Consider the following 24997-nt stretch of genomic DNA (forward strand, 5'->3'; position numbering starts at 1 on the left):
TCAGCCATACTGCTCCTCCACGGCCGCCGAGACGACCGTCGTGACCGCCTTGAAGGTCCGGATCCCCTCGTACATCGTCTCGCTGGTGTACGCGACCCTGCGTTCCCCGGAGCGTTCGGCGCCCGGGACGACGGTGGCGGCCATCGCCAGGTGCTCGGCGTCGAACTCCAGCTCCACGGTGTACGGGCCGCCGCGCACGGGGTCCCGGCGTACGGCGAGGGCCGTGGCCTCTTTGGCGGCGGCCCGGATGTCGGCGGCGGTACGGGCCGGGGTGCGGCAGACGGCCGCGTAGCGCGAGACGTGGTCCTTGACGGCGACCTTCACCGCGTCCGGGGCGTAGCCGTCGGCGTCGACGCAGGTCAGGTCGTCGCCGGTGACGAGGACGACCGGCACCCCGTACTCGGCGACGACGTGGGCGTTGAGCAGCCCTTCGCTGGCGCGGGTCCCGTTCAGCCAGACCCCGGTGATGGAGTTGGCGAGGTAGGTGTGGGCGAGGACGCCCGGCGTTCCGGCGCCGGTGTGGTAGCCGACGAAGGCGATGCCGTCGACGTCGCCGTGCTGGACCCCCTCGACCATGGTGAGGGACTTGTGGCGGCCGGTGAGCATTTCGGCCCGCTCGTCGAGCTGTTCGAGCAGCAGGTTGCGCATGGTCCAGTGGGCCTCGTTGACGAGGACCTGGTCGGCGCCGCCGTCGAGGAAGCCGAGTACGGCCGCGTTCACGTCGGAGGTGAACAGGTGGCGGCAGCGTTCCCACTCGGGCGTGCCGGGCAGGACGTCGGCGGGCCACGTGACGCCCGTGGCGCCTTCCATGTCGGCGGAGACGAGGATCTTCATCGGGCCCCCCGGGCGGTCGGCTGCCACGGCGCGGCCGACACGGACGGAGCCGTCCACGCAGACTTCCACCCTAAGCGGTCTCGGGGAAGGGGGGCACGTTCCCACGCCGCCCGGGGTGGCATCGGGGCGGTGCCCGCACGTGCCCCCGCGGTATCGCCGGGAGGTCACATCCGGGCCCGGAGGTCACACCCGGGCCGGGGGCTCACCTCCGCCGGGAAATCCACCCGATCCGGTGAGCCGCCCGGCGCCGCCGGCGGGCAACGGCCTTGCTCAGCCCTCGACTTCGGCGGCCAGGTTGGCCAGCAGGGTGTCGTAGATCCGGCCGAGGCCCTTGGGGGCGAAGGTGCGCTCGAAGAAGCCGCCGATGCCGCCGGCGCCGTTCCAGACGGTGGTGACCACGGCCTTGGACTTGCCCTCGCCGGCCGGGGTGACGACCCAGGTCGTGACCATGGTGGAGTTGCGGTCCTTCTCCACGAGCTGGCCGTCGGTGGGCTCCGTGACCTCGAGCAGGCAGTCGCGTACGCGCTTGCTGGTGGCCTGGAGCTTCCAGTGGACGAGGGTGCCCTCGCCGTCGCCGCCCTCGCGCACCTCGTACTCGCTGAAGTGCTCGGGCAGCAGCTTCCCCCGGGTCCCGGTGTAGTCCGCCAGCGCGTCGAACACGGTCTCCGCGTCGGCCGCGATGATCCGCTCCGTGGTGGCCTCGACCTGCGCCATAGCTGTTCCTCCAGCAGTTGTCTTCGCTCGTCGCGGCAAGCCAACCACCTCCGGGGCAAGGGCCCAAATCCGGGTCAGACGTGACGATCAGGCCCGGGCCAGGATTTCGCCGTTCAGGACCGAGAACCAGGCGTCCGGTGCCGTGCCCCAGCGGTGCCAGGCCTCGGCGACGGCGGACAGTTCGGCCGCGGTCGCGTGGCCGCCGCCCGTCACGAGGGACGCGTACGCCGAGGCCGTCGTACGGTCCGCCCACAGGGAGGACCACCACGCCGTCTCCTCGGGAGTGGCGTAGCACCAGGCCGTCGCCGACGGGGACACCTCCGTGAAGCCCGCCGCCCTGGCCCAGGCCAGCAGGCGGCGCCCGGCGTCCGGTTCGCCGCCGTTCGCGCGGGCCACCCGGCGGTACAGGCCCTGCCACTCGTCCAGGCCCGGCTCCGCCGGGTACCAGGTCATCGCCGCGTAGTCCGCGTCGCGGGCGGCCACGATCCCGCCCGGCCGGCACACCCGCCGCATCTCGCGCAGCGCCCGTACCGGGTCGCCGACGTGCTGCAGCACCTGGTGGGCGTGGACCACGTCGAAGGAGTCGTCCGGGAAGTCCAGCGCGTGGACGTCCGCAGCGGCGAAGTCGACCGCCCCGGCCAGGCCGCGCTCCGCCACGTACGCCGCGGCCTGCTCCAGGACGTCCTGCGCCGCGTCGACCGCGGTCACCCGCCCGCCCGGCGCGACCAGTTCCGCCAGATCCGCCGTGATCGTGCCCGGGCCGCAGCCCACGTCCAGGACCGACATCCCCGGCCGCAGCTCGCCGATCAGGTACGCCGCCGAGTTCGCGGCGGTGCGCCAGCGGTGCGAGCGCAGAACGGATTCGTGGTGCCCGTGCGTGTAGACAGCCGTTTCCTTGGCGCTCATGACCCGACTCCTCCTCGTCGTTGAACCGTTGTGATCACCGTAGGGGATGGGTTCGGGATATGAGATACGTGTTTTGACATGTGGACACCCTGCTTGTGCCCCAAGGGAGTCGTGCGGGTCGGTGGCAGGGAAATGCAGGTGCGAGGACAGTGGGCTCCAGAGACGGGACCCCCTGGCCGAGGACGGTGGGAGCCATGCCGGACACGCTGCTCGAACAGCACGCCGAGGCCCTGCGGCTCTTCGGCGAGCGGGTGCGCGCCGTCGCGGACGACCAGTGGGACGCCCCGACCCCGTGTACGGAATGGACCGTGCGCGACCTGGTCAACCACGTCACCGGCGAGCAGCTCTGGATCCCGCCGATGGTCACCGAGGGCCGCACCGTCGAGGAGATCGGCGACGCGTTCTCCGGCGACGTCCTCGGCGAGGACCCGGCCGGCACGTGGGAGCGGGCGGCGGGCGCCGCGCATGCCGCGTTCACCGCGCCCGGGGCGCTGGACCGCACGGTCAGGCTGTCGTACGGGCCCGCGCTGGGCCGGGCGTACTGCGCGGAGCTGACCGCCGACTGCGTCGTGCACGCCTGGGACCTGTCGCGGGGCATCGGCGCCGACGACCGGCTCCCGGACGGCCTGGTCGAGTTCGCGATCAAGGAGGTCATGCCGTACGCCGACGGGCTCGCGGCCGGCGGGATGTTCGCCGCGCCGCTGGACGTGCCGGCGGGCGCGGACGCCCAGACCCGGCTGCTGGCCATGGTGGGCCGACAGGGCTGAGCCGTGGCCTCCGGCCCGCGGCGGGCGACAACAGGCGTACCACCGCAAATAACCGTATAAAGAGCATGGTCGGTCGGCGGCACGGACGGAGTCGGCGACCCGGACGGAGTCGGCGGCCCGGATGGAGCCGGCGGTACGTACGGGACGGGGAAGGCAGGGCGGCGAGGTGTCGGGGATGCAGCGCACGGCGGAGGGCCGAGGTCCGGTCCGGTACGGGCCGCCCGCGCCCCAGCCCGGCCTGCCCGTGCTGCCCGAGCTCACCGCCGTGATCGCCGCGGCCGCCGAACGGTCCGCCCCCGAACCCCCGGGCGGCGGCGAGCCCGTACGCGAGGCCGCGTGCCGGCACTGGGGACGGCGCGGGCTCCCCACCGAGCCGGAGAACGTGGCCGCCGGGCCCGGCGCGCCCGCCCTGCTGCTGGCGCTGCTCGGCGCGTACGGGGGCGACGTCATGCTGCCGCGACCCTGTCCCGCCTGGTGGACGCCGCAGGTCCGACTGCTGGGAAAGCGGGCCTACCACGTGCCGACCCCGGCCGAGTGCGGCGGCATCCCCGACCCGTACGCCCTGCTGGAGACCGTACGGCGGGTCCGCGCCGAGGGCGGAGACCCGCGCGTGCTGCTGCTGTCCGTCGCCGACGACCCGACGGCGACCGTGCCCCCGCCCGAAATGCTGCGCGAGGCCTGCGAGGCCGCCGGGGACGCCGGGCTGTTCGTCGTCAGCGACGAGAGCTGGCGCGACACCGTCCACCGGCCGCACGACACCCTCGTCCTGAGCCCGGCCGAGATGCTGCCCGACTCCGCCGCCGTACTCCTCGACCTGTCCGGTGCGCTGCTGCCCGCCGGGTGGCCCGCCGCCGTGGTCCGCTTCCCCGGCACCCCGCGCGGCACCTGGCTGCGGGCCCGCACCCTCGACATCCTCACCGCGACCGGTGCCCTCGTCGCGGGCCCGGTCGCAGGGGCCGCCGCGCACGCGCTCGACGAGCCCGACGCGGTCTCCGGCCGCGCCCGAGCCGCGGCCGCGCTGCACGGGGTGGTCGCCGCCGCGGCCCACCGGAGACTGCTGGCCGTCGGCGCCCTTGCACGGCCGCCGCAGGCCGGGCGGCACCTGTACGCCGACCTGACCCCGCTGCGGGCCGGGCTGGCGCGGCACGGGGTCCGCGACGCCATGGAACTGGAGGACTACCTGGGCGGCCGGCTCGGCGCACCCACCCCCGGCGGACAGCGCTTCGCGGACGACCTGGGGGCGCTGCGGTTCCGCCTGTCGACCGGTCCGCTGCTCGGCGCCACCCCGGAGGAGCGGCTCGCCGCGCTCACCGCGCGCGACCCCCTCGCGCTCCCGCAGGTAGGGCGCTCCCTGGACCTCCTCGGATCGGTCCTGGCCGGGCTGACCTCCTGACCGACTTTCCCCGACCGACGCGACGAGCCCGCTGTGCGGTGAAGGGAGAGCTCTTGATGAGGGACGAGACGCACACCCCGACGGCCCCCATGCCTGCGGCCCCCGGGCGCCCCGTTCCCGCGGCCCCTGGTCCTGCTCCTGCCCCTGCTCCTGCTCCTGCCCCCGGTCTTGGACCCGGCCGTCCGGGTTCCGGTGCTGCGGGCCACGGGGTCGGTCGCGGTGTGCCGCGGGCGTTGGGGGAGGTGCGGAGCTGGCCGCGGTCCTTCGCCGACCGGCTCACCACCCCGTTGCCCGGCGTGCGTTCCTTCGCGCGGCTCGCCCGAGAGGGCGCCTTCCGGCCCGGCCCCGACGGGCTGCGCGGCATTCCCGACCTCCCGTACGCCCCGGCCCCGCTGCCCGCGGCCGGCGCCGCCACGCTCTGCGCCACCTGGGCGGGACATGCCAGTTGGGTGCTGCGGGTCGGCGGGCTGACCGTACTGACCGACCCCGTCTGGTCCCGGCGCATCCTCGGCACACCGGCGCGGATGACCCCGGTCGGGGTCCGCTGGGAGGAACTGCCGCCGGTGGACGCGGTGGTGATCAGCCACAACCACTACGACCACCTCGACGCCCCCACCCTCAAGCGGCTGCCCCGGCACACCGCGCTCTTCGTCCCCGCCGGCCTCGCCCGCTGGTGCCGGCGGCGCGGCTTCACCCGGGTCACGGAGCTCGACTGGTGGGAGTGCGCGGAACTGGGCGGCGTACGTTTCGACTTCGTCCCGGCGCACCACTGGTCGAAGCGGTCGCTGCTCGACACCTGCCGGACGCTGTGGGGCGGCTGGCTGCTGACCGACACGCGGGCCGCGACGCCGAGGAGCGTGTACTTCGCGGGGGACACGGGGTACGGGCACTGGTTCGGGGAGATCGGGCGGCGTCATCCCGGGATCGACCTGGCCCTGCTGCCGATCGGCGCGTACGCGCCGAGGTGGTGGCTCAGCGATGTCCACGCGGATCCGGAGGAGGCCGTTCAGGCTTGCCTGGACGTGGGGGCGCGGCGGATGGCGCCGATGCACTGGGGGACGTTCGTGCTCTCTGCGGAGCCGGTGATGGAGCCGCTGCAGCGGGTGCGGGAGGCGTGGGCCCGGGCCGGGCTGGCCCGGGCGGACCTGTGGGATCTGCCGATCGGGGGCTCCCGGGCCCTCTAGCCCTCCGGGCCGGGGTCGGCGGCGGCGCCGGGCGGGACCGTGGCGCGCGAGTCAGAGACCTCGCAACCGGCGCCAGAGGGCAGGAGCCGTGCTGATCAGGAGCGTGAGGGTTACCGCCAGCGCGACGCCCTTCCAGGGCTCCGTGAACAGGGAGCCGCCCAGGATGCCGATCAGGCAGTACGTCGCCGCCCAGGCCAGGCATGCCGGGGCGTCGCCGCGGGCGAACCGGCGGAGCGGGAGACGGGACAGCAGGCAGGCCAGCATCACCGGGATACGGCCCGCCGGTACCAGTCGGGAGACGACCAGGACCAGGACCCCGTGTTCGTCCAGCTTGCGCTGCGCCTGGGCGAGCCGCTCGGGCGTCGCCCGCCCGCGCAGGGCTTCCAGCCAGCGCGAGCCGTTGCGGGACGCCACCCCGCGCTGTCCCAGCCAGTACAGCGCCACGTCCCCGGTGAAAGCGGCCACCGCCGCCACCGCGAACACCAGCAACAGCCCGAAAGGCAGCGACTGGTGATGGAACGCCACCACCGCCGCCGTGCTGACCAGGGCCCCCGTCGGGATCACCGGCACCAGTGCCCCCAGTGCCACCAGCAGGAACAGCGCCGGGTAGCCCACCGCCTGCTGCGTCGTCTCCGGCGGCACCTGGCCGACCCCGGCCCCGACCCCCGATCCCACCCCCGCCGCCACCAGCTCGCGCCACGTCACGGCAGCCGCACCCGCTCGCCGTGGTCCGGAACCCGTACCGTCACCTTCGGCGCCAGCTGCCGGGCCCGCCGTACGAACTCCTCGCCCGGCGCGTGGAATTCGTGCGGCCGCACCGCGTCCAGCCCGATCGGCCAGTACGTCCCGTAGTGCACCGGCACCGCCGCCGCCGGCGCCAGCGCGGCCAGTGCCTGCGCCGCCCGGCCCGCGTCCAGGTGCCCCGGCCCCAGGTACGGGCCCCAGCCGCCGACCGGCAGCAGCGCCACGTCCACCGGCCCGACCTCCTCGGCCATGGCGTCGAACAGCCCGGTGTCCCCGGCGAAGTACGTCCGCGCCGAGCCCTGGATCACGTACCCGAGCGCCGGCGCGAGATGCGGGCCGAACGGCATCCGCCGCCCGTCGTGCCGCGCACTGATCGCCCGTACCCGTACGCCGGCCCGTACGCCGATCTCGTCGCCCGGAGCCATCTCCGTGACCGCCAGCCCGCGCACCCCGGCGACCCGCGCCAGCCCCGGCACGGCCCGGCGCGCCCCGCGCGGCACCAGCAGCCGGGTCCCGGGCGCCAGCCGGGCCAGCGAGGGCAGGTGCAGATGGTCGGCATGCAGGTGCGACACCAGCACCGCGTCCGCCTCGGCCGCCTCCGGCGGGGGCAGCGCGCCGCGCCGCCGCAGATGCGCGAGCCGCCGGGCGAACAGCGGATCCGTCAGCAGCCGTACCCCGGAGTCCTCGACCGTGCACGTGGCATGCCCCCACCAGGTGATCTCCACCGACACCCGGCCTCCCCGTCGCCCTCACGTCCCCGGACACCTCGAGCCTAGATCCTGCCCCGCCCCCGCGCCCGGAACCGAAGGCCGCCGCCCCCCTCCTCCCGGGCGGCGGATCGGAGTAGGGTCGGGCGGCATGGATGAGCTGCGCGTGGCCGCGATCGCCAGCCTGGCCCCGCTCGAGGATCTGGACACCGACCCCTTCGCCGTCGACACCCGGAGCCAGCACGCCATGTGCGCCCGCTGGGCCGCCGGCCGGGGCTACGTCGTGACGAGGGAGCTGCTCTTCTACGGGCTGCGCGCCGACCACTGCGGGCTCTGGTGCGACGTCGAAGCCGGGCAGGTCGACCTGTTCGTCGCGCCCAACCACCGGGTACTGGCCCGTGCGCTGCGCTCCGTCGAGGAGTTCACCGCCGAGTGCGAGCGGCGCGGCGTACGGTTGGAGACCGCCGGGCTCGCCGAGCCGCAGTACACCTCCGCCATGAAGGCCGAGGTGCACCGCCGGCTGTCCATGCCGACCGCCGGCTACGACGGAACGTAGGCTCCCGCCCCGCTGCCGCGCGCCCCGGCTCCCGGCGCCGCGCGTTCCGTACGTCCGTGCGCCACCCCCGTCACCCGGCCTCCGCCGCCGCCCTGTGCGACGCTGGAGGGTGCGGCGCGGACCGCGGGTCCGGGGGAGACACGAGGCGGTACGGCGTGTGGCGAGGACGGTGGCGGACCACGGGCAGCGCCCTGGCACGGGTGACCGTCGTCTGGGCCGTGTCCACGCTCACGATGCTCGCACTGGCCGGCATCCTCCCCGACTTCCGGCTGCAGTCCGGCGACGGCGACAGCGTCACCGAGATCGGGCTGACCGCCGCCTGGGGCGCCGGGGCCTTCGGCCTGCTGAGCGCGCTGGTCTGGCCGGTGCTGGTCCGGGCGCTGCTGCTGGTGCCCGCCCTGGTGCTCGGCCTGCTCGTCTTCTTCCTCAACGGCTCGCTGCTGCTGCTCGCCCTCAGCCTGATCCCTTCCGGCCGCGGCGAAGTGGCCCCGGAGACCGCCGTGGTGGTGGCCGCGGTGATGTCCGCCGTCGCCTCGGCGACCTCCACCGCGCTCGCCGTACGCGACGACGAGGCGTACCGGCGCAGGCTCTACCGGCTCGCCGACCGCCGCCGTCGGCGTACGCGGCACAAGGGCGCGCCCGGCGGCGGCGCACCCGCCCCCGGCCTGGTCTTCCTCCAGCTCGACGGGGTCGGGTACGAGGCGCTGCGGCACGCCGCGGGCAACGCCCTGATGCCCACGGTGGCCGACTGGCTGGAGGGCAGCCACCGCATCACGCCCTGGCGCACCGACTGGTCCAGCCAGACCGGCGCCAGCCAGCTCGGCATCCTGCACGGCTCCAACTTCGACGTGCCCGCCTTCCGCTGGTACGAGAAGGACACCGGCGAGGTGATGGTCTGCAACCGGCCCACCAGCGCCGCCGAACTCCAGCGCCGGGCCATCACCCGAACCGGGGACGGCGGGCTGCTCACCCTCGACGGGGCGAGCCGGGGCAACCTGTTCAGCGGCGGCGCCGACCAGCTGGCCCTCGTCCTGTCGGTCTCGGCGCGGCGGGGCCGGGCGAACCGTTCCCGCGCGGGCTACTTCGCGTACTTCTCCGACCCGGCCAATGCCGTCCGCACCGCGCTGTCCTTCGTCGCCGAGGTCGTCCGGGAGATCGGCCAGTCGCTGCGGGCCCGGCTGCGGGGAGAGCGGCCGAGGGTGGCCCGGGGCGGGCTGTACCCGCTGATCCGGGCCTTCGCGACGGTGGTCGAACGGGACGTCGTCGTGGCGGCGGTGATCGGCGACATGCTCGCGGGGCGCGCCGCGATCTACGCGGACCTGGTCGCCTACGACGAGGTCGCGCACCATTCGGGGCCGCACGGGCGGGACACCGACCAGGTGCTGGCCCGGCTCGACCGGAGCCTCGCGCTGATCGCCCGGGTCGCCGAGCACGCACCGCGGGAGTACCGGATCGTGCTGCTGTCGGACCACGGCCAGAGCCCGGGGGAGACCTTCCTGGGCCGCTACGGGCTGACGCTGAAGGACCTGGTCCGCGCTGGCTGCGGGCTGCCGGTCTCCCGCCGGGCCGGGCGCACCCGCAGCGGGGCCGAGGCCCGCGCGGCGGTGCTCGCGGCCCTGCACCGGCCGGTGGAGGAGGGCGCCGAGGCCCATCCCGAGCGGGGCCCGGACCCGGTGGTGCTGGCTTCGGGCAACCTCGGGCTGATCTCGTTCCCGGACCTGCCGGGCCGGGCCTCGCGGGAGCGGATCGAGCGGGCGCACCCGGCCCTGCTGGCGACGCTGGCCAACCACCCGGGCATCGGGTTCCTGCTGGTGGACGGGCAGGTGCTGGGCCCGGGCGGGGCGGCGGCCCGTCTCGACGAGCCCGGCGCGGCGCAGGAGCTGCTGGCCCGGTTCGGACCGGGCGCGGCCCAGGCGGTCCGCCGGACCGACGCCTTCCCGCACGTGGCCGACGTGATGGTGAACTCGGCGTACGACCCGCGGACCGGGTCGGTGCACGCCTTCGAGGAGCAGATCGGCTCGCACGGAGGCCTGGGCGGTGAGCAGGGCCACCCGTTCCTGATGTGGCCGACGGAACTGTCGGAGCCGGACGCCGACCTGGTGGGCGCGGAGGCGGTGCACGAGGTGCTGAGGCGCTGGCTGCGGGAGGCGGACGGGCCCCAGGTGCCGGTGGCTCCGCCGGTGGGCGGGTCGGCGGCGGAGCCTCCGGCCCGGCCTGCGGATCGGGGCGGGGGACACTGCGGAGGGCACCCCGAGGGACACCCCGGCGGGCGCCCCGCGGGGCAGCTGGTGGAGGAACCCCCGCCCGGCGGTGGAAACAGCGGAAGCCTTCCTTCCGAAGGGGTGCCCGCGCGGGACGAAATCCGCTGATTTGGTGGTGCCTTCGCGGTGGTCAACCATGGGTTGACCCTGCCCAGCATGTGAGACACCCCGAGGCGCACCACCGATGACCAGCACCGCAACCCTGCCCGCCGAGGCCGCCGCACCCCCCGAGCAGGGCCGCGACCCCCATGCGCGCCGCTTCGGCCTCCCGGTCGCGACCTGCCTGGTCATGGGCAACATCATCGGCGGCGGGATCTTCCTGCTGCCGGCCTCCGTGGCGCCCTTCGGCACGATCAGCCTGGTCGCCTTCGGTGTGCTCACCGCCGGTGCGATCGCCCTCGCCCTCGTCTTCGGCCGGCTCTCGCAGCGGCTCCCGCAGACCGGCGGCCCGTACGTCTACGCCCGCGCCGCGTTCGGCGACTTCGCCGGCTTCCTTGCGGCCTGGAGCTACTGGATCACCGCCTGGGTCTCGAACGCGGCCCTCGCCGTGGCGGCCGTCGGCTACCTCACCGTGCTCTTCCCGGCCATCGGGGACCACAAGGCGGCGATGTGCCTGGCCGCCCTCGCCGTGCAGTGGCTCCCGGCGCTCGCCAACCTGGCCGGCACCCGCTACGTCGGCGCCGTCCAACTGGTGTCCACCGTACTGAAGTTCGCCCCGCTGCTGCTGGTCGCCGTGGGCGGGCTGTTCTTCTTCGACCCGGCGAACCTCGGGCCCTTCCAGGCCACCGACCAGAGCCCCGTCGGGGCGGTTTCCGCCGCCGCGGCGATCCTGCTCTTCAGCTACCTCGGCGTCGAGTCGGCCGCCGTCAGCGCCGGCGAGGTCCGCGACCCGGCCCGCAACGTCGGCCGGGCCACCATCCTGGGCACCGCCGGCGCAGCCGTCGTCTACCTGCTGGGCACCCTCTCCGTCTTCGGCCTGGTCTCCCACGAGAAGCTGGTCTCCTCCGAGGCCCCCTTCACCGACGCCGTCAACGCGATGTTCGGTGGTACGTGGGGCGGCACCCTCGTCGCCTGCGCGGCCGTGATCTCGATGCTCGGCGCCCTCAACGGCTGGACCCTGCTCAGCGCCCAGACCCCGTACGCCGCCGCCCGCGACGGGCTCTTCCCGAAGGTCTTCGAGACGAAGAAGCGGGGTGTCCCGGTGGCCGGCGTGCTCGTCACCGTCGTCCTGGCCTCCGGCCTGACGGTCTACAACTACACGCTGGGCTCGGACGGGGTCTTCGAGGTCCTCGTCCTGGTCACCACCTTCACGGCGACCGTCCCGTACCTGCTCTCCACCGCCGCGCAGATCTACTTCCTGCTCTCCGGGCAGTCCGAGCGCGTCCACCGCGGCCGCCTGGCCCGCGACGGCGTCCTCGCCGGCCTGGCCTTCGGCTTCTCGATGTGGCTGGTCGCCGGCTCCGGCTACGCGGCCGTCTACCAGGGAGTCCTGTTCCTCTTCGCGGGCGTCCTCGTCTACGCCGCGATGTCCGCGCGAAAGCACCGGGCCGGGCCCGGGGCCACCGCCTGACCTGCGCGGTAGTTTGGAATCAGAGGAAAGACGAGGAAAGACGAGGAAAGACGAGGACAAGCAGGGGGCAGTGAAGGGGTCGCCATGTCAGCGATCAGAGAAAGCATCGACATCTCCCGCAGTCCCGAAGAAGTCTTCGACTACGTGACGGACCCCACGCACCTGCCGGAGTGGCAGGACAGCGCCGTCTCCGCCCGCCCGCTCGACGGCGCTCCGCTCCACGTCGGTTCGAAGGTCAGGGTCACCCGGCGCATGGGCAAGCGGCGGTTCCCGATGACCATGGAGGTCCAGGAGCTCGACCCGCCGCGCAGCTGGCGCCTCCACGGGCTCGACGGACCCGTACGCGGCGATGTGCGCGGGACCATCGAACCCCTCGAGGGCGGAAGGCGCTCGCGCGTGACCCTCGACCTCGACTTCGAGGGCCACGGCATCGGCAGGGTCATCGCCCCGCTCCTGGTCAAGCCGTACGCCCGCAAGGAAATGCCGCGCAACGAGGAGAAGCTGAAGCACCTGCTGGAGCACTGAAACACCCGGCCACCGCCCCGCGGCGGAAAACCGGATGCCTCGGGGTACGCGGTGCGCCCACACTGGGCGCGCCACGTACCCCACCCCTGAGGACCGCTTCTCGTGCAGGCTGCCGTCACCGTCACCCCCGCCCAGATCCCCGAACTGCTGCTGGGCCTCGCCACCGTGCGGCCCGTGTTCCTGTGGGGGGCGCCCGGGATCGGCAAGTCCTCGCTGGTACGGAAGTTCGCCGACTCCCTCGGCCTGGAGTGCGTCAGCCTGCTCGGCACGCAGCTCGCGCCCGAGGACCTGATCGGGGTACCGCAGATCCGTGACGGCCGGTCCGTGTTCTGCCCGCCCGAGGCCATCGCCCGCGACGAGCCGTACTGCCTGTTCCTCGACGAGCTCAACGCCGCGACCCCGGACGTCCAGAAGGCCTTCTACTCGCTCATCCTGGACCGCCGGATCGGCAGTTACGAGCTCCCCGCCGGCTCCATCGTCATCGGCGCGGGCAACCGGGCCACCGACAACGCGCTGGCCCGGCCCATCGCCTCCGCGCTGGTCAACCGGCTGACCCACGTACACCTTCAGGCCTCCGCGCAGGACTGGCTGGTCTGGGCAGGGGAGAACGGCATCCACCCGTGGATCACCGACTACCTCACCGACCGCCCCGACCACCTGTGGTCCGCGCCGCCCAAGACCGAGGAGCCCTTCTCCACACCGCGCTCCTGGCACATGCTCTCCGACGCCCTGCACTCCTTCGGGACCGGCCTGGACGAGCAGACCCTCAAGATCGTCGCGCACGGCACCCTCACCCCGGCGCACGCCGTCTCCTTCTGCGGCTACGCCAAGATCGTCCGTCACACCTTCGGCATCGAGGCGATCATCAAGGGCGATGCCTCCTGGCCCACCCGCCTCGCCGACCGCGATCTGCTCTACTACCTCGCCGAGGCCTTCCGCGGCCGCCTGGTCAAGGAGCTCCCGGAACGCAAGGAGCACGTCTCGCCCGCCGTCCGGCAGACCGCGTACCGCGCGAAGTCCCTGCTCGTGCAGCTCGCCGAGATCTCCGTCGAGGTCGCCCAGACCGTCATCGCCGACGACGCCGACGGCCTGCCGGTGCTGCCCGCCTGGTTCCTGGTGGAGGCCGCACGCGACATGCCGCGGCTGGTCGCGGCGCGCCGGTGAGCCGTACGAGCCCGCCCCGAGCACTCCATGCGCCCGTGCGCGCCCGAAGTGAGCCGGAAGTGATCCACCCGTGACCCGCAAGAAGAAGCCCGCCGCCGCCGACCCGGCCACCCTCGCCTACGAGGCCGGACGGGCCGCGATCCGGCAGAACCCGGCCCTGGGCGCCCTCTCCGCCACCCACTGCCGTGACCCCCGGTGCGCCTCGTGCACCTCCGCCGGGCTCGTCCTCGTCACCTCCAACGGGGTGATCCACGCCCATCCCACCCGTCGTGCCGAACCGCAGGAGTGGGCCTGGGCGCTGGCCCACTGCCTGCTCCACCTCGGCTTCGGCCACGTACCCGCCGCCAAGGGGGACGACCGCCCGCAGCCCGTCCCCGCCGAGCTCGCCGCCCGGTGCGTGGTCGTCAACCGCTTCCTGCTGACCTTCTCCGTCGGCCGCGCCCCCGACCACCTCCCCGCCGAATACCCCGGCGGGGACGAGGAGCAGCTCGCCGCCCGCTGGCGCCGTGACGGCGTCCCCGCCGCGTACGAGGACTGCGGCGCCTCCGGTGAGCACCCCGACCAGGTCCTGGTCGGCTGGCGCACCCTGACCACGGACGTTCCCGACTGGGAGACCTCGTTCGCGCACGCCCTGACCCGCAGCGTCTCCGCCGCCATGGACGCGGCCGGCGGCCGTCGCGACGGGATCACCGGGGAACGGGTCCGCCTGCACCCCTGGGACCGGGCCCTGAACTGGTTCGTCTCCTCGTACCCCCTGCTCGGCGGGCTCGCCGCCGGCCTGCGGATCGTCGCCGACGCCGAGCTCGCGCGCGCCCAGGACATCGCCGTCGCGGCCGTCAGCGCGAGCGCCGGGGAGATCTACGTCAACCCGCTGCGTACGTTCACGGACCCGGAGTGGCGCTTCGTCCTGGCCCACGAGATGCTGCACGCCGCCCTGCGCCACGGCGAGCGCTGCGGCGCCCGCGACCCGTACCTGCACAACGTGGCCGCCGACTACGTGGTCAACGGCTGGCTCGTGGAGATGGGCGTCGGCGACATGCCCGAGGGGCTGCTGCACGACCCGGAGCTGAAGGACCTCTCCGTCGAGGAGGTCTACGACCGCATCGCCACCGACCTGCGCCGACTGCGCCGGCTGTCGACCCTGCGCGGCAAGGGCCTCGGGGACGTCCTGGGCGAGGCGCTGCCCCACGCGGGCAGCCTCCCGTACACCGATCTGGACGATTTCTACCGGCGCGGCCTCGTCCAGGGCTTCGACCTGCACACCTACGGGGAACGCGGGCTGCTGCCCGCCGGGCTGGTCCAGGAGATCCGGGCGCTGGCCCATCCGCCCGTGCCCTGGGACGCGCAGCTCGCCCGCTGGTTCGACGCGTACGTGCCGCGCCCGGAGCCCGTACGGAGCTACGCGCGCCCGGCGCGCCGCCAGGCCTCCACCCCGGACATCCCCCGGGCGGGCCGGTACTTCCCGCCCGAGGAGATCGCCCGCTGCACGTTCGGCGTGGTCCTCGACACCTCGGGGACGATGTCCGCCGCCCTGCTCGGCAAGGCGCTCGGCGCGATCGCCTCGTACGCGGAAGCCCGCGACGTACCGGCGGCACGCGTCGTGTTCTGTGACGCGGCGCCGTACGACGCGGGCTATCTGCCCCCGACCGAGATCGCGGGGCGCGTGAAGGTCCGCGGGCGGGGCGGAACCGTGCTCCAGCCCGCGATCGACCTGCTGCAGCGCGCGGAGGACTTCCCTCCGCAGGCTCCGGTGCTGGTGATCACGGACGGGTGGATCGACACCCTGCGGATCCGGCGCGAGCACGCCTATCTGGTTCCGCAGGGTGCCTCCCTGCCCTTCACGCCCCGGGGGCCGGTCTTCCGACTGGCCTGAGGGCGCGGGCCTGCTTAGTCGAGGTAGTCGCGCAGCACCTGCGAACGCGACGGGTGGCGCAGCTTCGACATGGTCTTGGACTCGATCTGGCGGATGCGCTCACGGGTGACCCCGTACACGCGGCCGATCTCGTCCAGGGTCTTCGGCTGGCCGTCGTTCAGGCCGTAACGCATCGAGACGACGCCCGCCTCACGCTCGGAGAGCGTGCCCAGGATCGACTGCAGCTGCTCCTGGAGGAAGGTGAAGCTCACGGCGTCGGCCGGGACGACCGCCTCGGAGTCCTCGATGAGGTCGCCGAACTCGCTGTCGCCCTCCTCACCCAGGGGGGTGTGCAGCGAGATCGGCTCACGGCCGTACTTCTGGACCTCGATGACCTTCTCGGGGGTCATGTCGAGTTCCTTGCCCAGCTCCTCCGGAGTGGGCTCCCGGCCGAGGTCCTGGAGCATCTGGCGCTGGACGCGCGCCAACTTGTTGATGATCTCGACCATGTGGACGGGGATGCGGATGGTGCGCGACTGGTCGGCCATGGCACGCGTGATCGCCTGCCGGATCCACCAGGTCGCGTACGTGGAGAACTTGAAGCCCTTGGTGTAGTCGAACTTCTCCACGGCGCGGATCAGGCCGACGTTGCCTTCCTGGATCAGGTCCAGGAAGAGCATGCCGCGGCCGGTGTAGCGCTTGGCCAGCGAGACCACGAGGCGGAGGTTGGCCTCCAGCAGGTGGTTCTTGGCGCGGCGGCCGTCCTCGACCAGGATCTCCAGCTCGCGCTTGAAGACGGGCTTGTGGTCCTCCTCCTCTTCGAGCTTGTACTCGGAGAAGAGGCCCGCCTCGATGCGCTTGGCCAGCTCGACCTCCTGCTCGGCGTTGAGGAGCGGCACCTTGCCGATGAGCTTGAGGTAGTCCTTGACGGGGTCGGCGGTGGCGCCGGCCACCATGACCGTCTGCGCCGGAGCGTCGTCCTCGTCGTCGTCGGACAGGACGAAGCCCTGGGTGCCGCCGGCCTTGGGGGCCTCCTCCTCGGCGTCGTCGACGAGGTCCTCGGCGGCCCAGTCCTCGCCCTCGGCGGCGGGGGTCTCGCCCTCGTCGCCGTCCTTGGCGCCGGTCTTCTTGGCCGCGGCGGTCTTCTTCACCGCGGTCTTCTTCGCGGCGGTCTTCTTGACCGTGCGCTTCTTCGGCTCGGCGACGGCGTCGGCCGTCACCTCGTCCTCGGTGGCCGCGGTCGGCGAAGCGGATATCGCCGCCGCGGTGGCGGTGGCCGGGCTGGTGGCCGAGGCCTTGCGCGCACCGATGGGGCGCGGCGCGGCGGCCGCCTTCTTGGTCACGGTGCGGGCGGGCGCGGCGGCCGCCTTGCGGGGCTTCTTCGCGGCAGCCTTCGTGGCGGGGGCGGCGCTGACGTGCAGCGCGACACCCTCCTCGTCCAGGACCTGGTTCAGGCTGCGCAGGACCCGCTTCCACTGGTCCACCGGGATGCGGCCGGCCTCGAAGGCCTGGCGCACGTCGTCACCGTTGATGTGACCCTGCTCGCGGCCGCGCTCGACGAGCGCGACGAGGGCCTCCGATTCGGCGATCTCCGGAGGGAACGTACGGGACGGGCTGAGCGACACAAGGAGCCTCTCGTTGCGAACAGATAAGGAGTGGGCGGGACATCATCGCGCGGACTCGGGAAACAGACCCGAGGGGGGTCTGTATTCCGTGGCCGCGCGAGGACACCTGTCGGTTCATCGCATGCCCGAGTCGATTCGTTACGCGCTGAATTGAGTGACCTGCGCCACGCTGTGGCCGCGCAACCGATCGGCCGTGGATCCGTCCGCGCTCCCGCCGCCCTCCCGTCAGCCCGTTTTGCGGGCATCAATGAGGAAACGGGCGGTATGCGCCACGAACGGACCGTCACGTTCGATCTGTTCGTGGAGCTCGCGCAGCCGATCCCGGTACTGCCCGACCGTGAAGCCGGGCACCATCCAGATCACCTTCCGGAGAAAGTAGATCACGGCTCCGATGTCGTGGAACTCCGTGCGCAGTCTCTCGGAGCGCAGATCGACGACCTCGAGGCCGGCCTTGCGGGCGTCGGCGACCGCGTCGTCGGGGTGCCGGCCGCGCCGGACCTCCTCCGGCTGGGGCCCGAGGAAGTACTCGACGAGCTCGAAGACGCTCGCCGGCCCGACCTGCTGCGAGAGGTACGTTCCGCCCGGACGCAGGACCCGCGCGATCTCCTCCCACCAGATGGTCACCGGGTGCCGGCTGGTGACCAGCTCGAAGGCCTCGTCGCCGAACGGCAGCGGCGGCTCGTCGGCGTCCGCGACAACCACCGCGCCGAGCGGGTGCAGCAGCCGGGTCGCCTTCGCGATGTTCGGCGGCCAGGACTCGGTGGCGACCATCAGCCGGGGCAGGGTCCCCACCCCGGCGAGCACCTCTCCGCCGCCGGTCTGGATGTCGAGGGCGGAGCCGGCCCGGGCCAGACGCTCGCCCATGAGTCTCTGGTAGCCCCAGGAGGGGCGCTGCTCGGTGGCCCGGCCGTCGAGCCAGGAGAAGTCCCAGCCGTCGACGGACACGGACTCGGCTTCCGCGACGAGGTGATCGAAGGTGCGCGTCATGTCTCGATCGTCCCAGGCCGGGCGCCGGTGATCCACTGGTTTGACCGGATCTCGGACCCCCGGGGCCGCCGTGCGCTCCGGACGCGCGGACGAGGTCCATTAGAGTGGGGGCGGGCCGTGACTGGCGTTCGGGTGGATCACCACCGGGGAGCGGCCCGGCGCACCTCGCGTGCGCCCGGCGTACCACGGGTACGCCGCTTGCCGCGCGCCTGGGCGAACCGCGATTCCGCAGCGACGCCCAGGAGACCCCATGACGACTGCCCAGACTGCCACCGCCCCTGCCCGGCTCATGGACGGCACCGCCCTCGCCCGCCGCATCTCGGAGCAGACCGCCGTCCTCGCGGCGAAGATCACCGAGCGCACCGGTACCGCTCCCTGCCTCGCGACCGTGCTGGTCGGCGAGGACCCGGCGTCCGTCACGTACGTGAAGATGAAGCAGAACCGTTGCGCCAAGGCCGGGATCACCTCCCGCCACGTGGAGCTGCCGGCCGAGACGACCACGGAGGAGCTCGTCGCCGCCCTCACGGCCCTCTCCGAGGACCCGGAGATCAGCGGCATCCTGCTGCAGCACCCGGTCCCGCACCACATCGACGAGCGCGCCGCCTTCGAGGCCATCGCCCCCGGCAAGGACGTCGACGGCGTCACCATGCACTCCTTCGCCGCCATGGGCTTCGGGCTGCCGGGCTTCGTCTCCTGCACCCCCGGCGGAATCATGCGGCTCCTCGCCGAGTACGACGTGGACCTGACCGGCAAGCACGCCGTCGTCGTCGGCCGCAGCGCCATCCTGGGCAAGCCGGCCGGCATGCTGCTGCTGGAGCAGAACGCCACCGTCACCTACTGCCACTCCCGCACCGTGGACCTGCCCTCGATCGTGCGCCAGGCCGACGTGCTGGTCGCCGCCGTCGGCAAGGCCGAGTTCATCCGCGGCGAGGACATCAAGCCGGGCGCCGTGGTCCTGGACGCCGGCTACAACGAGGGCAACGTCGGCGACGTCCACTTCGAGTCGGCCGCCGCCCGCGCCTCGCTGATCACCCCGGTCCCCGGCGGCGTGGGCCCGATGACCATCGCCGTCCTGCTGGAGCAGACCGTCCAGGCCGCCGCCGCCCAGGCGGGGCTGGCGCTCGCGGAGCTCTGACCACCGGGTACGGGAACGCGCCGTACGGGACACGCCCCGGGCCCTTCGGCCCGGGGCGTTCCGCGTTCCGGCGGTGTCCGGATTCTTGCGGCCGGAGCCTGACGGGGGCCGGGTGGGGAGCGGTATGTTCTCCGACGGGGCGCGCGATGACACGTGCAACACGTTTCCTGGGGGGAACTGCTGATGGACCTGTTCACGCCACTGGAGCTGCCCAACGGCACGGCCCTGCCGAACCGCTTGGCCAAGGCGGCCATGGAGGAGAGCCTCGCCGGCGCCGGCCAGCTGCCGGACGAGCGCATCGAACGCCTCTACCGCCGCTGGGCCCAGGGCGGCGCCGGCCTGCTGATCACCGGGAACGTGATGGTCGACCGCAGGGCGCTGACCGCGCCGGGGACGATCGTCCTCGACGCCCGCTCCCCGCTCGACCCCTTCCGCCGCTGGGCCGAGGCCGCGTCCTGCGGCGGCGGCCGGGTCTGGATGCAGATCAACCACCCCGGCCGGCAGGTCGGCTCGGAGATGCCCGGCACGGCCTGGGCGCCCTCCGACATAGGAGTGAGCCTCGGCAAGCACACGAAGCGCTTCGCCCGCCCCACCGCGATGACCGAGGCCGGCATCGAGGCCACCGTCGCCCGGTTCGCGGCCACGGCCCGGCGGGCCGAGGAGGCCGGCTTCCACGGGGTGCAGATCCACGCCGCCCACGGCTACCTCCTCAGCCAGTTCCTCTCCCCGCTCGTCAACCGGCGCACCGACCGCTGGGGCGGCAGCCTGGGGAACCGGGTCCGGCTGCTCACCGAGGTCGTCGGCGCCGTCCGCGCCCAGGTGCGCCCCGGCTTCGCGGTCGGGGTCAAGCTCAACACCGCCGACTTCCAGCGCGGCGGCTTCGACACCGAGGAGGCGGCGCAGGTCCTCGCGGTCCTCGGCGGCCTCGGCGTCGACCTGGTCGAACTGTCCGGCGGCAGCGTCGAGAGCCCCGCGACCCTGGGCCGCACCGCCGATCTGCGGACCCTCGAACGCGAGGCGTACTTCCTCTCCTTCGCCGAGCAGTTCCTGGGCTCCGCCACGATGCCGCTGATGCTGACCGGCGGGATAGGCCGCCAGGAGACCGCCCGGAGGGTCCTGGAGCGCGGTGTGTCCGTCGTGGGGCTCGCCTCGGCCCTGGCGTTCCGCCCCGACCTGCCGGCCCGCTGGCGCGCCGGGGAGGACGTACGGGTGACCGTGGAGCGGCTGCGCTGGAAGGACCGGGACCTGGCCGGCGCCGGGCTGCTGGCCTTCGTACGCTTCCAGCTGCACCGGCTGGCCCGCGGACTGGAACCGCGCCCGGAGGCCTCCCCGCGGGCGGCGTTCGCCCTCGACCAGCTCCAGCACTGGCGCAGGGTACGGGCGTACGGGGCCTGGCTCGCCCGCAATCCCGAGCCCGAGGACGCCCTCGCCGGCTGACGCCTGCCGCCGCGCCGGCCGCTCACAGGCTCGCCGGGTCCCGCCGTACGGCCGCCACGATGGGGGAGGCGCGGAACTCCCGGGCCAGCGCCGCGAGCGGCCGGGAGTCCAGCCGGTACGGCTCGGGCAGCCCCTGATCGGCCCCGGCCGGGTGCTCTCCGGCGCCGTCCGCGTCCGCCGGGTCGAGCGCCTCCGCGGCTTCGGCGGCCTCCGCGGCTTCGGCGGCCTCCCGGCGCCGGCAGGCCGCGGCGAGCATGGCCGCGTCGGCCACGACCGAAGCCTGCGATGCGCACATGCCCTGCCCGAGCGCGGCCGCGTACGCGGCGCCCCGTACGGCCGGGTCGAACCAGCGGCCCAGCGCCAGGATCCCGTCGTCGATCACCGACTCGCGGTGGATCAGCCGGATCCCGATCGGCGACCACCAGGTCAGCGGCACGGTCGTCACGCTCGACGCGGCGAACCCGCGCAACGCCTTCCACAGCGGGTGCAGCCGCCGGTACCGGCTGAAGTCCCGCCAGGCCGCCGAGCCGCCTACCAGCGGCACGATGAACCCCGACCCCACCATCAGGGCCGCCGCGGAGGCGAACGGCGGGGCCACGTACGTGGACAGGCCGTCCCAGTCGCGGCCCGTCCAGCGGGCGCCCACGGCCGCCCACTTCGTGACGAGGTAGCCCAGGTCCAGCGCCCCGCCGAGCACGATCAGGGCCAGTCCGGTGCGCAGCGGCCGCAGCGAGGGGCGCACGCGCAGCAGCCACCTCCAGCACAGCACGGTGAGCGTCGAACTGCCCACGGTGTGCGCGAGCAGGTAGCAGACGATCATCTCGCGCAGCCAGGGCGTGGTGGCGTAGTACGTGTCCAGGTCGCGCAGCCGCTCGACCGGCGCGTCGCCGATCGCGAAGAGGACCACGATGAGCAGCGTGACGGCGCCGAACGCGGCCACCGTCAGCCGGGTCGCCCGCCGCACGACGGCGGGCGGGCCGCCGCCCCACTGCAGGACCAGCACGATGCACGATCCCGAGAACGCGGTCAGCACGCTGTACACCAGCGGGGCCGAGAAGTTGACGATGCCCGTGAGCCGGTTGACCGCGGCGATCGTCGGCGGAGCCGCCAGGAACATGACCATGCAGCCGACGACGAGCAGGGTGCACACGGCCCGCATGAGCGGCTGGTCCCAGCCCCGGCGCAGGGTCGGCGCCTTGATCAGCAGCGCCAGGATCATCACCGAGCCCGGTACGTACAGGATGAGACCGTCGGTCATCGCGCCTGGCCGACGGGACCGACGGGGCCGACCGGGCCCACGGGGTCGACCGGGCCCGCCGGCCCGACCGGCCCGACCGGGTCGGACCCCCGGTCGAGTCCCGCGACGGCCCTCTCGGCCGCGGTCAGCGGCGGCGCCTTCAGCGCGCCCCGGTCCGAGGCGCGCAGCACGCGCCAGACCACCGAGGGGCGCAGCCAGTGCGTGGGCGCGCTGCTCATGGTGATGACCTGGAGGAACGCGGCGGTCAGCGCCTCCCGCGTGGTGGCCCCGGTCATCAGCCGGCTGACGTAGGCGTTGAGCAGCCCGGCGCCGGCCCGCGGCTTCATGCCGGTGGCCCCGGGGTACAGGATGTCCTGCGAGGTGGCGAGCTCCCAGGCGGTGGCCACCTGCGGGACGAGCGCGCGCTGTGCCTCGCGGCCGAAGCCGGGATGGGCGAGGCCCCTGGCGCGCAGCAGGGCGCGTACGGCCAGCAGGCCCTGGGCGGCGACCGTCATGCCCTGTCCGTACAGCGGGTTGAAGGTGGCGACGGAATCGCCGACGGCGAAGAAGCCGTCGGGCAGGTCCGCCTTCTCGAAGTAGACCCGGCGGTTGGCGGTGCCCTGGGTGACGGCGACATCGGTGAGGGGCTTCCTGCCCTCGAGGAGCTCGCCGACGACGGGATCGCGGATGCCCTTGGCGAACGGGATGAACTGCTCGGGGTCTCCCGTGGGCTGGCCGCCTCGGGTGCCGGACAGGGTGGCCTGCCACTGGCCGTTCTCGATGGGCACGATCGTGGCCGTCTGCCCGGGTACGCGCACCCGCGGATCGGACTGCACGTTGACGATCGGGAAGCCCATCTCGTGGGCTCCCGCGGGGGCTTCGAAGATCCGGGTCGCGTACACCAGGCCGGAGTCGACCTGGGCCTGTCTGATCCCGCCGACCCCGAGTTCGCGCAGCCAGGCCCGGGCCCGGGAGCCGCGCCCGCTCGCGTCCACCACGAGGTCGGCGGTCAGCAGCCGGCCCGTCTCGTCGGGGGTGTCGACGCGGACGCCGGTGACGCGGGCCGCCGTACCCTCCAGGGCCTGTACGCGGCTCAGCTGGAGCGTGGTGACCTCGCGCAGGCCGGTCACCCGGGCGCGGACCACCGCGTCGAGGAGGTCGCGGCTGCACGAGATGTTGAACTGCTTCTCCCCGCAGCGCGGGATCCAGCCCTGGGCGGTCTTGGTGACCAGGTCGGTGGGCAGGCTGCGGCGGATCGCGCCCGCCGCCGTCCAGTCGTCGGTGATGCCCGGGAGTATCTTCTCGATGGCGCGGGCCCCGCCCGACCACATGACGTGGACGTGCCGGGCCTGCGGGAGTCCGCGCCGCGGCGCCGGGCTGTCGGGCAGCGTGTCGGCGTCGATGATCGTGACCGTCGCGTGCTCGGCGAGCACGGCCGCAGCGAGCAGGCCGGCCATGCTGCCGCCGATGACGACGACGTGGCGGGGCGGGGAAGACTGGGTCATCGTGGTGCTCTCTGTCAGGGCCGTGCGGGGGCAGCGGCACGTGAGGTGCATCGACGGGGAAGGCGGTGGTCACCGGGGCGTCATCGGTACGCGCGTCATCGGTACGCCCTGGGGACGTGCACTCAACGGCCCCATCCGAGCGAGGACTTGATGCGTTCGATCGCCTCGGGGAACCGTTCCTCGCGGGGCCCCGGCAAGTACGCCTTCAGGACCTGGCCGAGGTACAGCCCGAAGGTCTCGGCCCGGATCTCCGCCGGATCCTCCCGGTCGGCGCGGGCGGCCGCCTGCCGGACCACGCTGCCCAGTCCGGCCTCCGAGTGCAGCAGCTCGGCGAGATCGCCCCGCTGCCCCGTGAGCCGCGCCGCCACGGCCATGCCCGGACCGTGGCTGTCACACGTGCCTTCCTCCAAGTGCCATAACTCGTGGCAGGCGATGACGAGTTGGTGCTCGGGCCGGGTGCGCTCCTCGATGACGAGCAGGTCGCGCTCCTCCATCTCCAGCCACAGCCCGCTGGCCGTGTCGGGCGGGAATCCGGCGAACCGGAACTCCACCGGCCGGCCGCCGCGCCGGCGGCCGTACGCGGCGCACAGACTCCCGATGATCTCGGCGGCATCGGCCGGCTGCGCCAGGCGCGCATCCGCCAGCAGATCTCCGCCGAGTTTCCGCATGGTCCGTGTGGTCCTCATGGCGCTCCCCCCTCGGCAGCCTTACGGTCGTCGGGCACCGCCGCGCGGAGCGGGCGTTCACTGCCCGCGCCCGGGCGCCCCAGCTGGCCCTCGCGGGCCAGCAGGTCGTCGAGGTGGTCGGCCAGCGACTTCCAGCCCGCCGGAGAGAGCCGTCCGGCCCGCGTGACGATGCTCCGTACATCGTGCGCCCGCAGCACGGCGAGCACCGGGTTTTCGGCGTTCCGTCCGGCGGTTTCCAGCTCGTGCTCGATCCCGGAGAGCGCGGTGGCGAGCGCCTCGGTGTCGTCGGCCAGTAAGAAGCCGCCGTCGACCCCGTAGAAGCGCTGGATCCCGGCGGCCGCCGCGAGGTTGGGCAGGCCCTCACCGCGCGCGAGACGGGTCAGCGACTGCCCCGACGCGTCGAAGGAGTGGGCGATGGCCGTGAGGGAGTGGGGCTGGCCGTTCGCGCGCAGCCGGGTGCGGCGCAGGTGCTCGAACCGCTGGTGCACCTGCTCCTTGAGCGGGAGCCGGGGCGGTGCGCCGTCGAGGGTGAGTCGGATGTCGTGCGGGGGCATGCCCGTCAGGTACGAGAGGTGCTCGAGGTCGTCCACGGCGTCGGCGCCCCTGGTGGCGAGGGCGTGCTCCACCGCGCACTGGCTGTCGGCGAGGAGGAAGCCGGCGTAGACCCCGAAGAACCGCTGCACGCCCGCCGCGTGGCCCAGCCGGGGCATCCCGGTGCCCGCGTTGAGGGGGCCGAGGGAGGCGCCGGGCGCCTGGAAGTCCTCCGCGATGGCGGCGAGGGACCACTCCCGGCCGTGCTTGTCGCGGCGGGTGGCCCGCAGCCGCAGGAAGCGCCGGTGCACCCGCCGGTACAGCGGCACTTCGGGCGCCGTCCCGGCGACGAGCCGGGGGACGAGCGCGGGTTCGACCCCGCAGAGACGGCTCAGCCGCTCGGGGGACAGCACCTCGGCCGGGTCCCGGTCGCTGCGCTCCGCCAATGCCGCGACGCGGGCCCAGGCCGAGGCCAGGTCGGGTCGGGCAGCGGCTGGCACCGTGAGGTTCTCCGTATGTCGAGAGGACGTTCGAGAGCTTCGGCTCCGTGCAGCGTAGCCCGCAGCCCCCCGGCGAAACAGGAGATCTCCCACCTTTCTTGCGATGTGAGTCAAAGAAGGTTGGGCACGACCGCCGACGGGCCCGGCATGACCCCGGAGGTAATCGACCCCGCTGCG

At 73.7% G+C, this 24997-nt stretch carries 22 protein-coding genes and 1 riboswitch; of the genes, 11 read left to right on the forward strand and 11 right to left on the reverse strand.

All coding sequences use genetic code 11. The features are described 5' to 3' along the window. The 3 genes from ACZ49B_RS28135 to ACZ49B_RS28145 all read right to left on the reverse strand — a co-directional run bounded on the left by ACZ49B_RS28135 (position 1) and on the right by ACZ49B_RS28145 (position 2454). A complete protein-coding gene (locus ACZ49B_RS28135; RefSeq protein ID WP_468311285.1) occupies positions 1 to 834 on the reverse strand; it encodes a M55 family metallopeptidase in 834 nt (277 codons plus the stop codon). Positions 835 to 1104: 270 nt separating this feature from the next. Next, positions 1105 to 1548: an SRPBCC family protein gene (locus ACZ49B_RS28140; protein ID WP_053689660.1), complete on the reverse strand. Its 444-nt coding sequence runs from the start codon at positions 1546 to 1548 to the stop codon at positions 1105 to 1107. Between the two features lie 87 nt (positions 1549 to 1635). Beyond that, complete coding sequence (locus ACZ49B_RS28145) at positions 1636 to 2454, reverse strand: methyltransferase domain-containing protein (RefSeq protein WP_468311212.1); 819 nt, start codon at positions 2452 to 2454, stop codon at positions 1636 to 1638. Between the two features lie 194 nt (positions 2455 to 2648). Between ACZ49B_RS28145 and ACZ49B_RS28150 the strand changes: the two genes are divergently transcribed. The 3 genes from ACZ49B_RS28150 (at position 2649) to ACZ49B_RS28160 (ending at position 5798) form a co-directional block, all read left to right on the forward strand. Then, positions 2649 to 3221 carry a TIGR03086 family metal-binding protein gene (locus ACZ49B_RS28150; RefSeq protein ID WP_468311214.1) on the forward strand — a complete coding sequence of 191 codons (573 nt, stop codon included), beginning with the start codon at positions 2649 to 2651 and terminating at the stop codon, positions 3219 to 3221. Between the two features lie 175 nt (positions 3222 to 3396). Beyond that, positions 3397 to 4614: an aminotransferase class I/II-fold pyridoxal phosphate-dependent enzyme gene (locus ACZ49B_RS28155; RefSeq protein WP_468311216.1), complete on the forward strand. Its 1218-nt coding sequence runs from the start codon at positions 3397 to 3399 to the stop codon at positions 4612 to 4614. An 89-nt stretch (positions 4615 to 4703) separates the two neighbouring features. Further along, entirely contained in the window at positions 4704 to 5798 is a 1095-nt protein-coding gene (locus tag ACZ49B_RS28160) for an MBL fold metallo-hydrolase (protein WP_468311287.1), read from the forward strand. Positions 5799 to 5849: 51 nt separating this feature from the next. Here the strand turns inward: ACZ49B_RS28160 and ACZ49B_RS28165 are convergent, their stop codons facing one another. Continuing rightward, on the reverse strand, positions 5850 to 6503 hold the full coding sequence (locus tag ACZ49B_RS28165) for a DedA family protein (RefSeq protein WP_468311218.1): 654 nt from the start codon (positions 6501 to 6503) through the stop codon (positions 5850 to 5852). Continuing rightward, positions 6500 to 7273 (reverse strand): MBL fold metallo-hydrolase, encoded by a 774-nt coding sequence (locus ACZ49B_RS28170; protein WP_468311220.1) that lies wholly within the window; start codon positions 7271 to 7273, stop codon positions 6500 to 6502. The genes ACZ49B_RS28165 and ACZ49B_RS28170 overlap by 4 nt, the downstream gene beginning before the upstream one ends. Before the next feature lie 127 nt (positions 7274 to 7400). On the opposite strand from ACZ49B_RS28170, the gene ACZ49B_RS28175 reads away from it, so the two are divergent. From ACZ49B_RS28175 to ACZ49B_RS28200, 6 genes are all read left to right on the forward strand, one after another. Continuing rightward, the gene (locus ACZ49B_RS28175) at positions 7401 to 7805 is read left to right on the forward strand and encodes a hypothetical protein (RefSeq protein WP_468311222.1); all 405 of its coding nucleotides are present in this window, start codon (positions 7401 to 7403) and stop codon (positions 7803 to 7805) included. A gap of 155 nt (positions 7806 to 7960) precedes the next feature. Beyond that, a complete protein-coding gene (locus ACZ49B_RS28180; protein WP_468311224.1) occupies positions 7961 to 10174 on the forward strand; it encodes a phage holin family protein in 2214 nt (737 codons plus the stop codon). 76 nt (positions 10175 to 10250) lie between these two features. Then, positions 10251 to 11636 carry an amino acid permease gene (locus ACZ49B_RS28185; RefSeq protein ID WP_468311226.1) on the forward strand — a complete coding sequence of 462 codons (1386 nt, stop codon included), beginning with the start codon at positions 10251 to 10253 and terminating at the stop codon, positions 11634 to 11636. A gap of 84 nt (positions 11637 to 11720) precedes the next feature. After that, entirely contained in the window at positions 11721 to 12161 is a 441-nt protein-coding gene (locus ACZ49B_RS28190) for an SRPBCC family protein (RefSeq protein WP_468311227.1), read from the forward strand. A 102-nt stretch (positions 12162 to 12263) separates the two neighbouring features. Next, positions 12264 to 13325 carry an ATP-binding protein gene (locus ACZ49B_RS28195; protein WP_468311229.1) on the forward strand — a complete coding sequence of 354 codons (1062 nt, stop codon included), beginning with the start codon at positions 12264 to 12266 and terminating at the stop codon, positions 13323 to 13325. 70 nt (positions 13326 to 13395) lie between these two features. Then, positions 13396 to 15198: a vWA domain-containing protein gene (locus tag ACZ49B_RS28200; protein WP_468311231.1), complete on the forward strand. Its 1803-nt coding sequence runs from the start codon at positions 13396 to 13398 to the stop codon at positions 15196 to 15198. 14 nt (positions 15199 to 15212) lie between these two features. Here ACZ49B_RS28200 and ACZ49B_RS28205 read toward each other — a convergent pair whose 3' ends face one another. Next, positions 15213 to 16802, reverse strand: a complete 1590-nt coding sequence (locus tag ACZ49B_RS28205) for an RNA polymerase sigma factor (protein WP_468311233.1) — start codon at positions 16800 to 16802, stop codon at positions 15213 to 15215. Between the two features lie 225 nt (positions 16803 to 17027). Further along, complete coding sequence (locus ACZ49B_RS28210) at positions 17028 to 17789, reverse strand: class I SAM-dependent methyltransferase (RefSeq protein WP_468311235.1); 762 nt, start codon at positions 17787 to 17789, stop codon at positions 17028 to 17030. A gap of 107 nt (positions 17790 to 17896) precedes the next feature. Further along, positions 17897 to 17977: riboswitch (ZMP/ZTP riboswitch) on the forward strand. 62 nt (positions 17978 to 18039) lie between these two features. Between ACZ49B_RS28210 and ACZ49B_RS28215 the strand changes: the two genes are divergently transcribed. Together ACZ49B_RS28215 and ACZ49B_RS28220 are read left to right on the forward strand one after the other, a co-directional pair. Next, positions 18040 to 18924 carry a bifunctional 5,10-methylenetetrahydrofolate dehydrogenase/5,10-methenyltetrahydrofolate cyclohydrolase gene (locus tag ACZ49B_RS28215; protein WP_468311237.1) on the forward strand — a complete coding sequence of 295 codons (885 nt, stop codon included), beginning with the start codon at positions 18040 to 18042 and terminating at the stop codon, positions 18922 to 18924. Positions 18925 to 19107: 183 nt separating this feature from the next. Beyond that, entirely contained in the window at positions 19108 to 20361 is a 1254-nt protein-coding gene (locus ACZ49B_RS28220; protein ID WP_468311239.1) for an NADH:flavin oxidoreductase/NADH oxidase family protein, read from the forward strand. A 22-nt stretch (positions 20362 to 20383) separates the two neighbouring features. On the opposite strand, the gene ACZ49B_RS28225 is transcribed toward ACZ49B_RS28220, so the two are convergent. From ACZ49B_RS28225 to ACZ49B_RS28240, 4 genes are all read right to left on the reverse strand, one after another. Beyond that, positions 20384 to 21619 (reverse strand): MAB_1171c family putative transporter, encoded by a 1236-nt coding sequence (locus ACZ49B_RS28225; protein WP_468311241.1) that lies wholly within the window; start codon positions 21617 to 21619, stop codon positions 20384 to 20386. After that, entirely contained in the window at positions 21616 to 23103 is a 1488-nt protein-coding gene (locus ACZ49B_RS28230) for an NAD(P)/FAD-dependent oxidoreductase (RefSeq protein WP_468311243.1), read from the reverse strand. The genes ACZ49B_RS28225 and ACZ49B_RS28230 overlap by 4 nt, the downstream gene beginning before the upstream one ends. 122 nt (positions 23104 to 23225) lie before the next feature. Beyond that, positions 23226 to 23789, reverse strand: a complete 564-nt coding sequence (locus ACZ49B_RS28235) for a toxin-antitoxin system, toxin component (RefSeq protein ID WP_468311245.1) — start codon at positions 23787 to 23789, stop codon at positions 23226 to 23228. Next, on the reverse strand, positions 23786 to 24820 hold the full coding sequence (locus ACZ49B_RS28240; protein WP_468311247.1) for a hypothetical protein: 1035 nt from the start codon (positions 24818 to 24820) through the stop codon (positions 23786 to 23788). The genes ACZ49B_RS28235 and ACZ49B_RS28240 overlap by 4 nt, the downstream gene beginning before the upstream one ends. Positions 24821 to 24997 lie beyond the last annotated feature (177 nt).

The sequence above is a fragment of the Streptomyces sp. NPDC031132 genome (assembly GCF_055570595.1).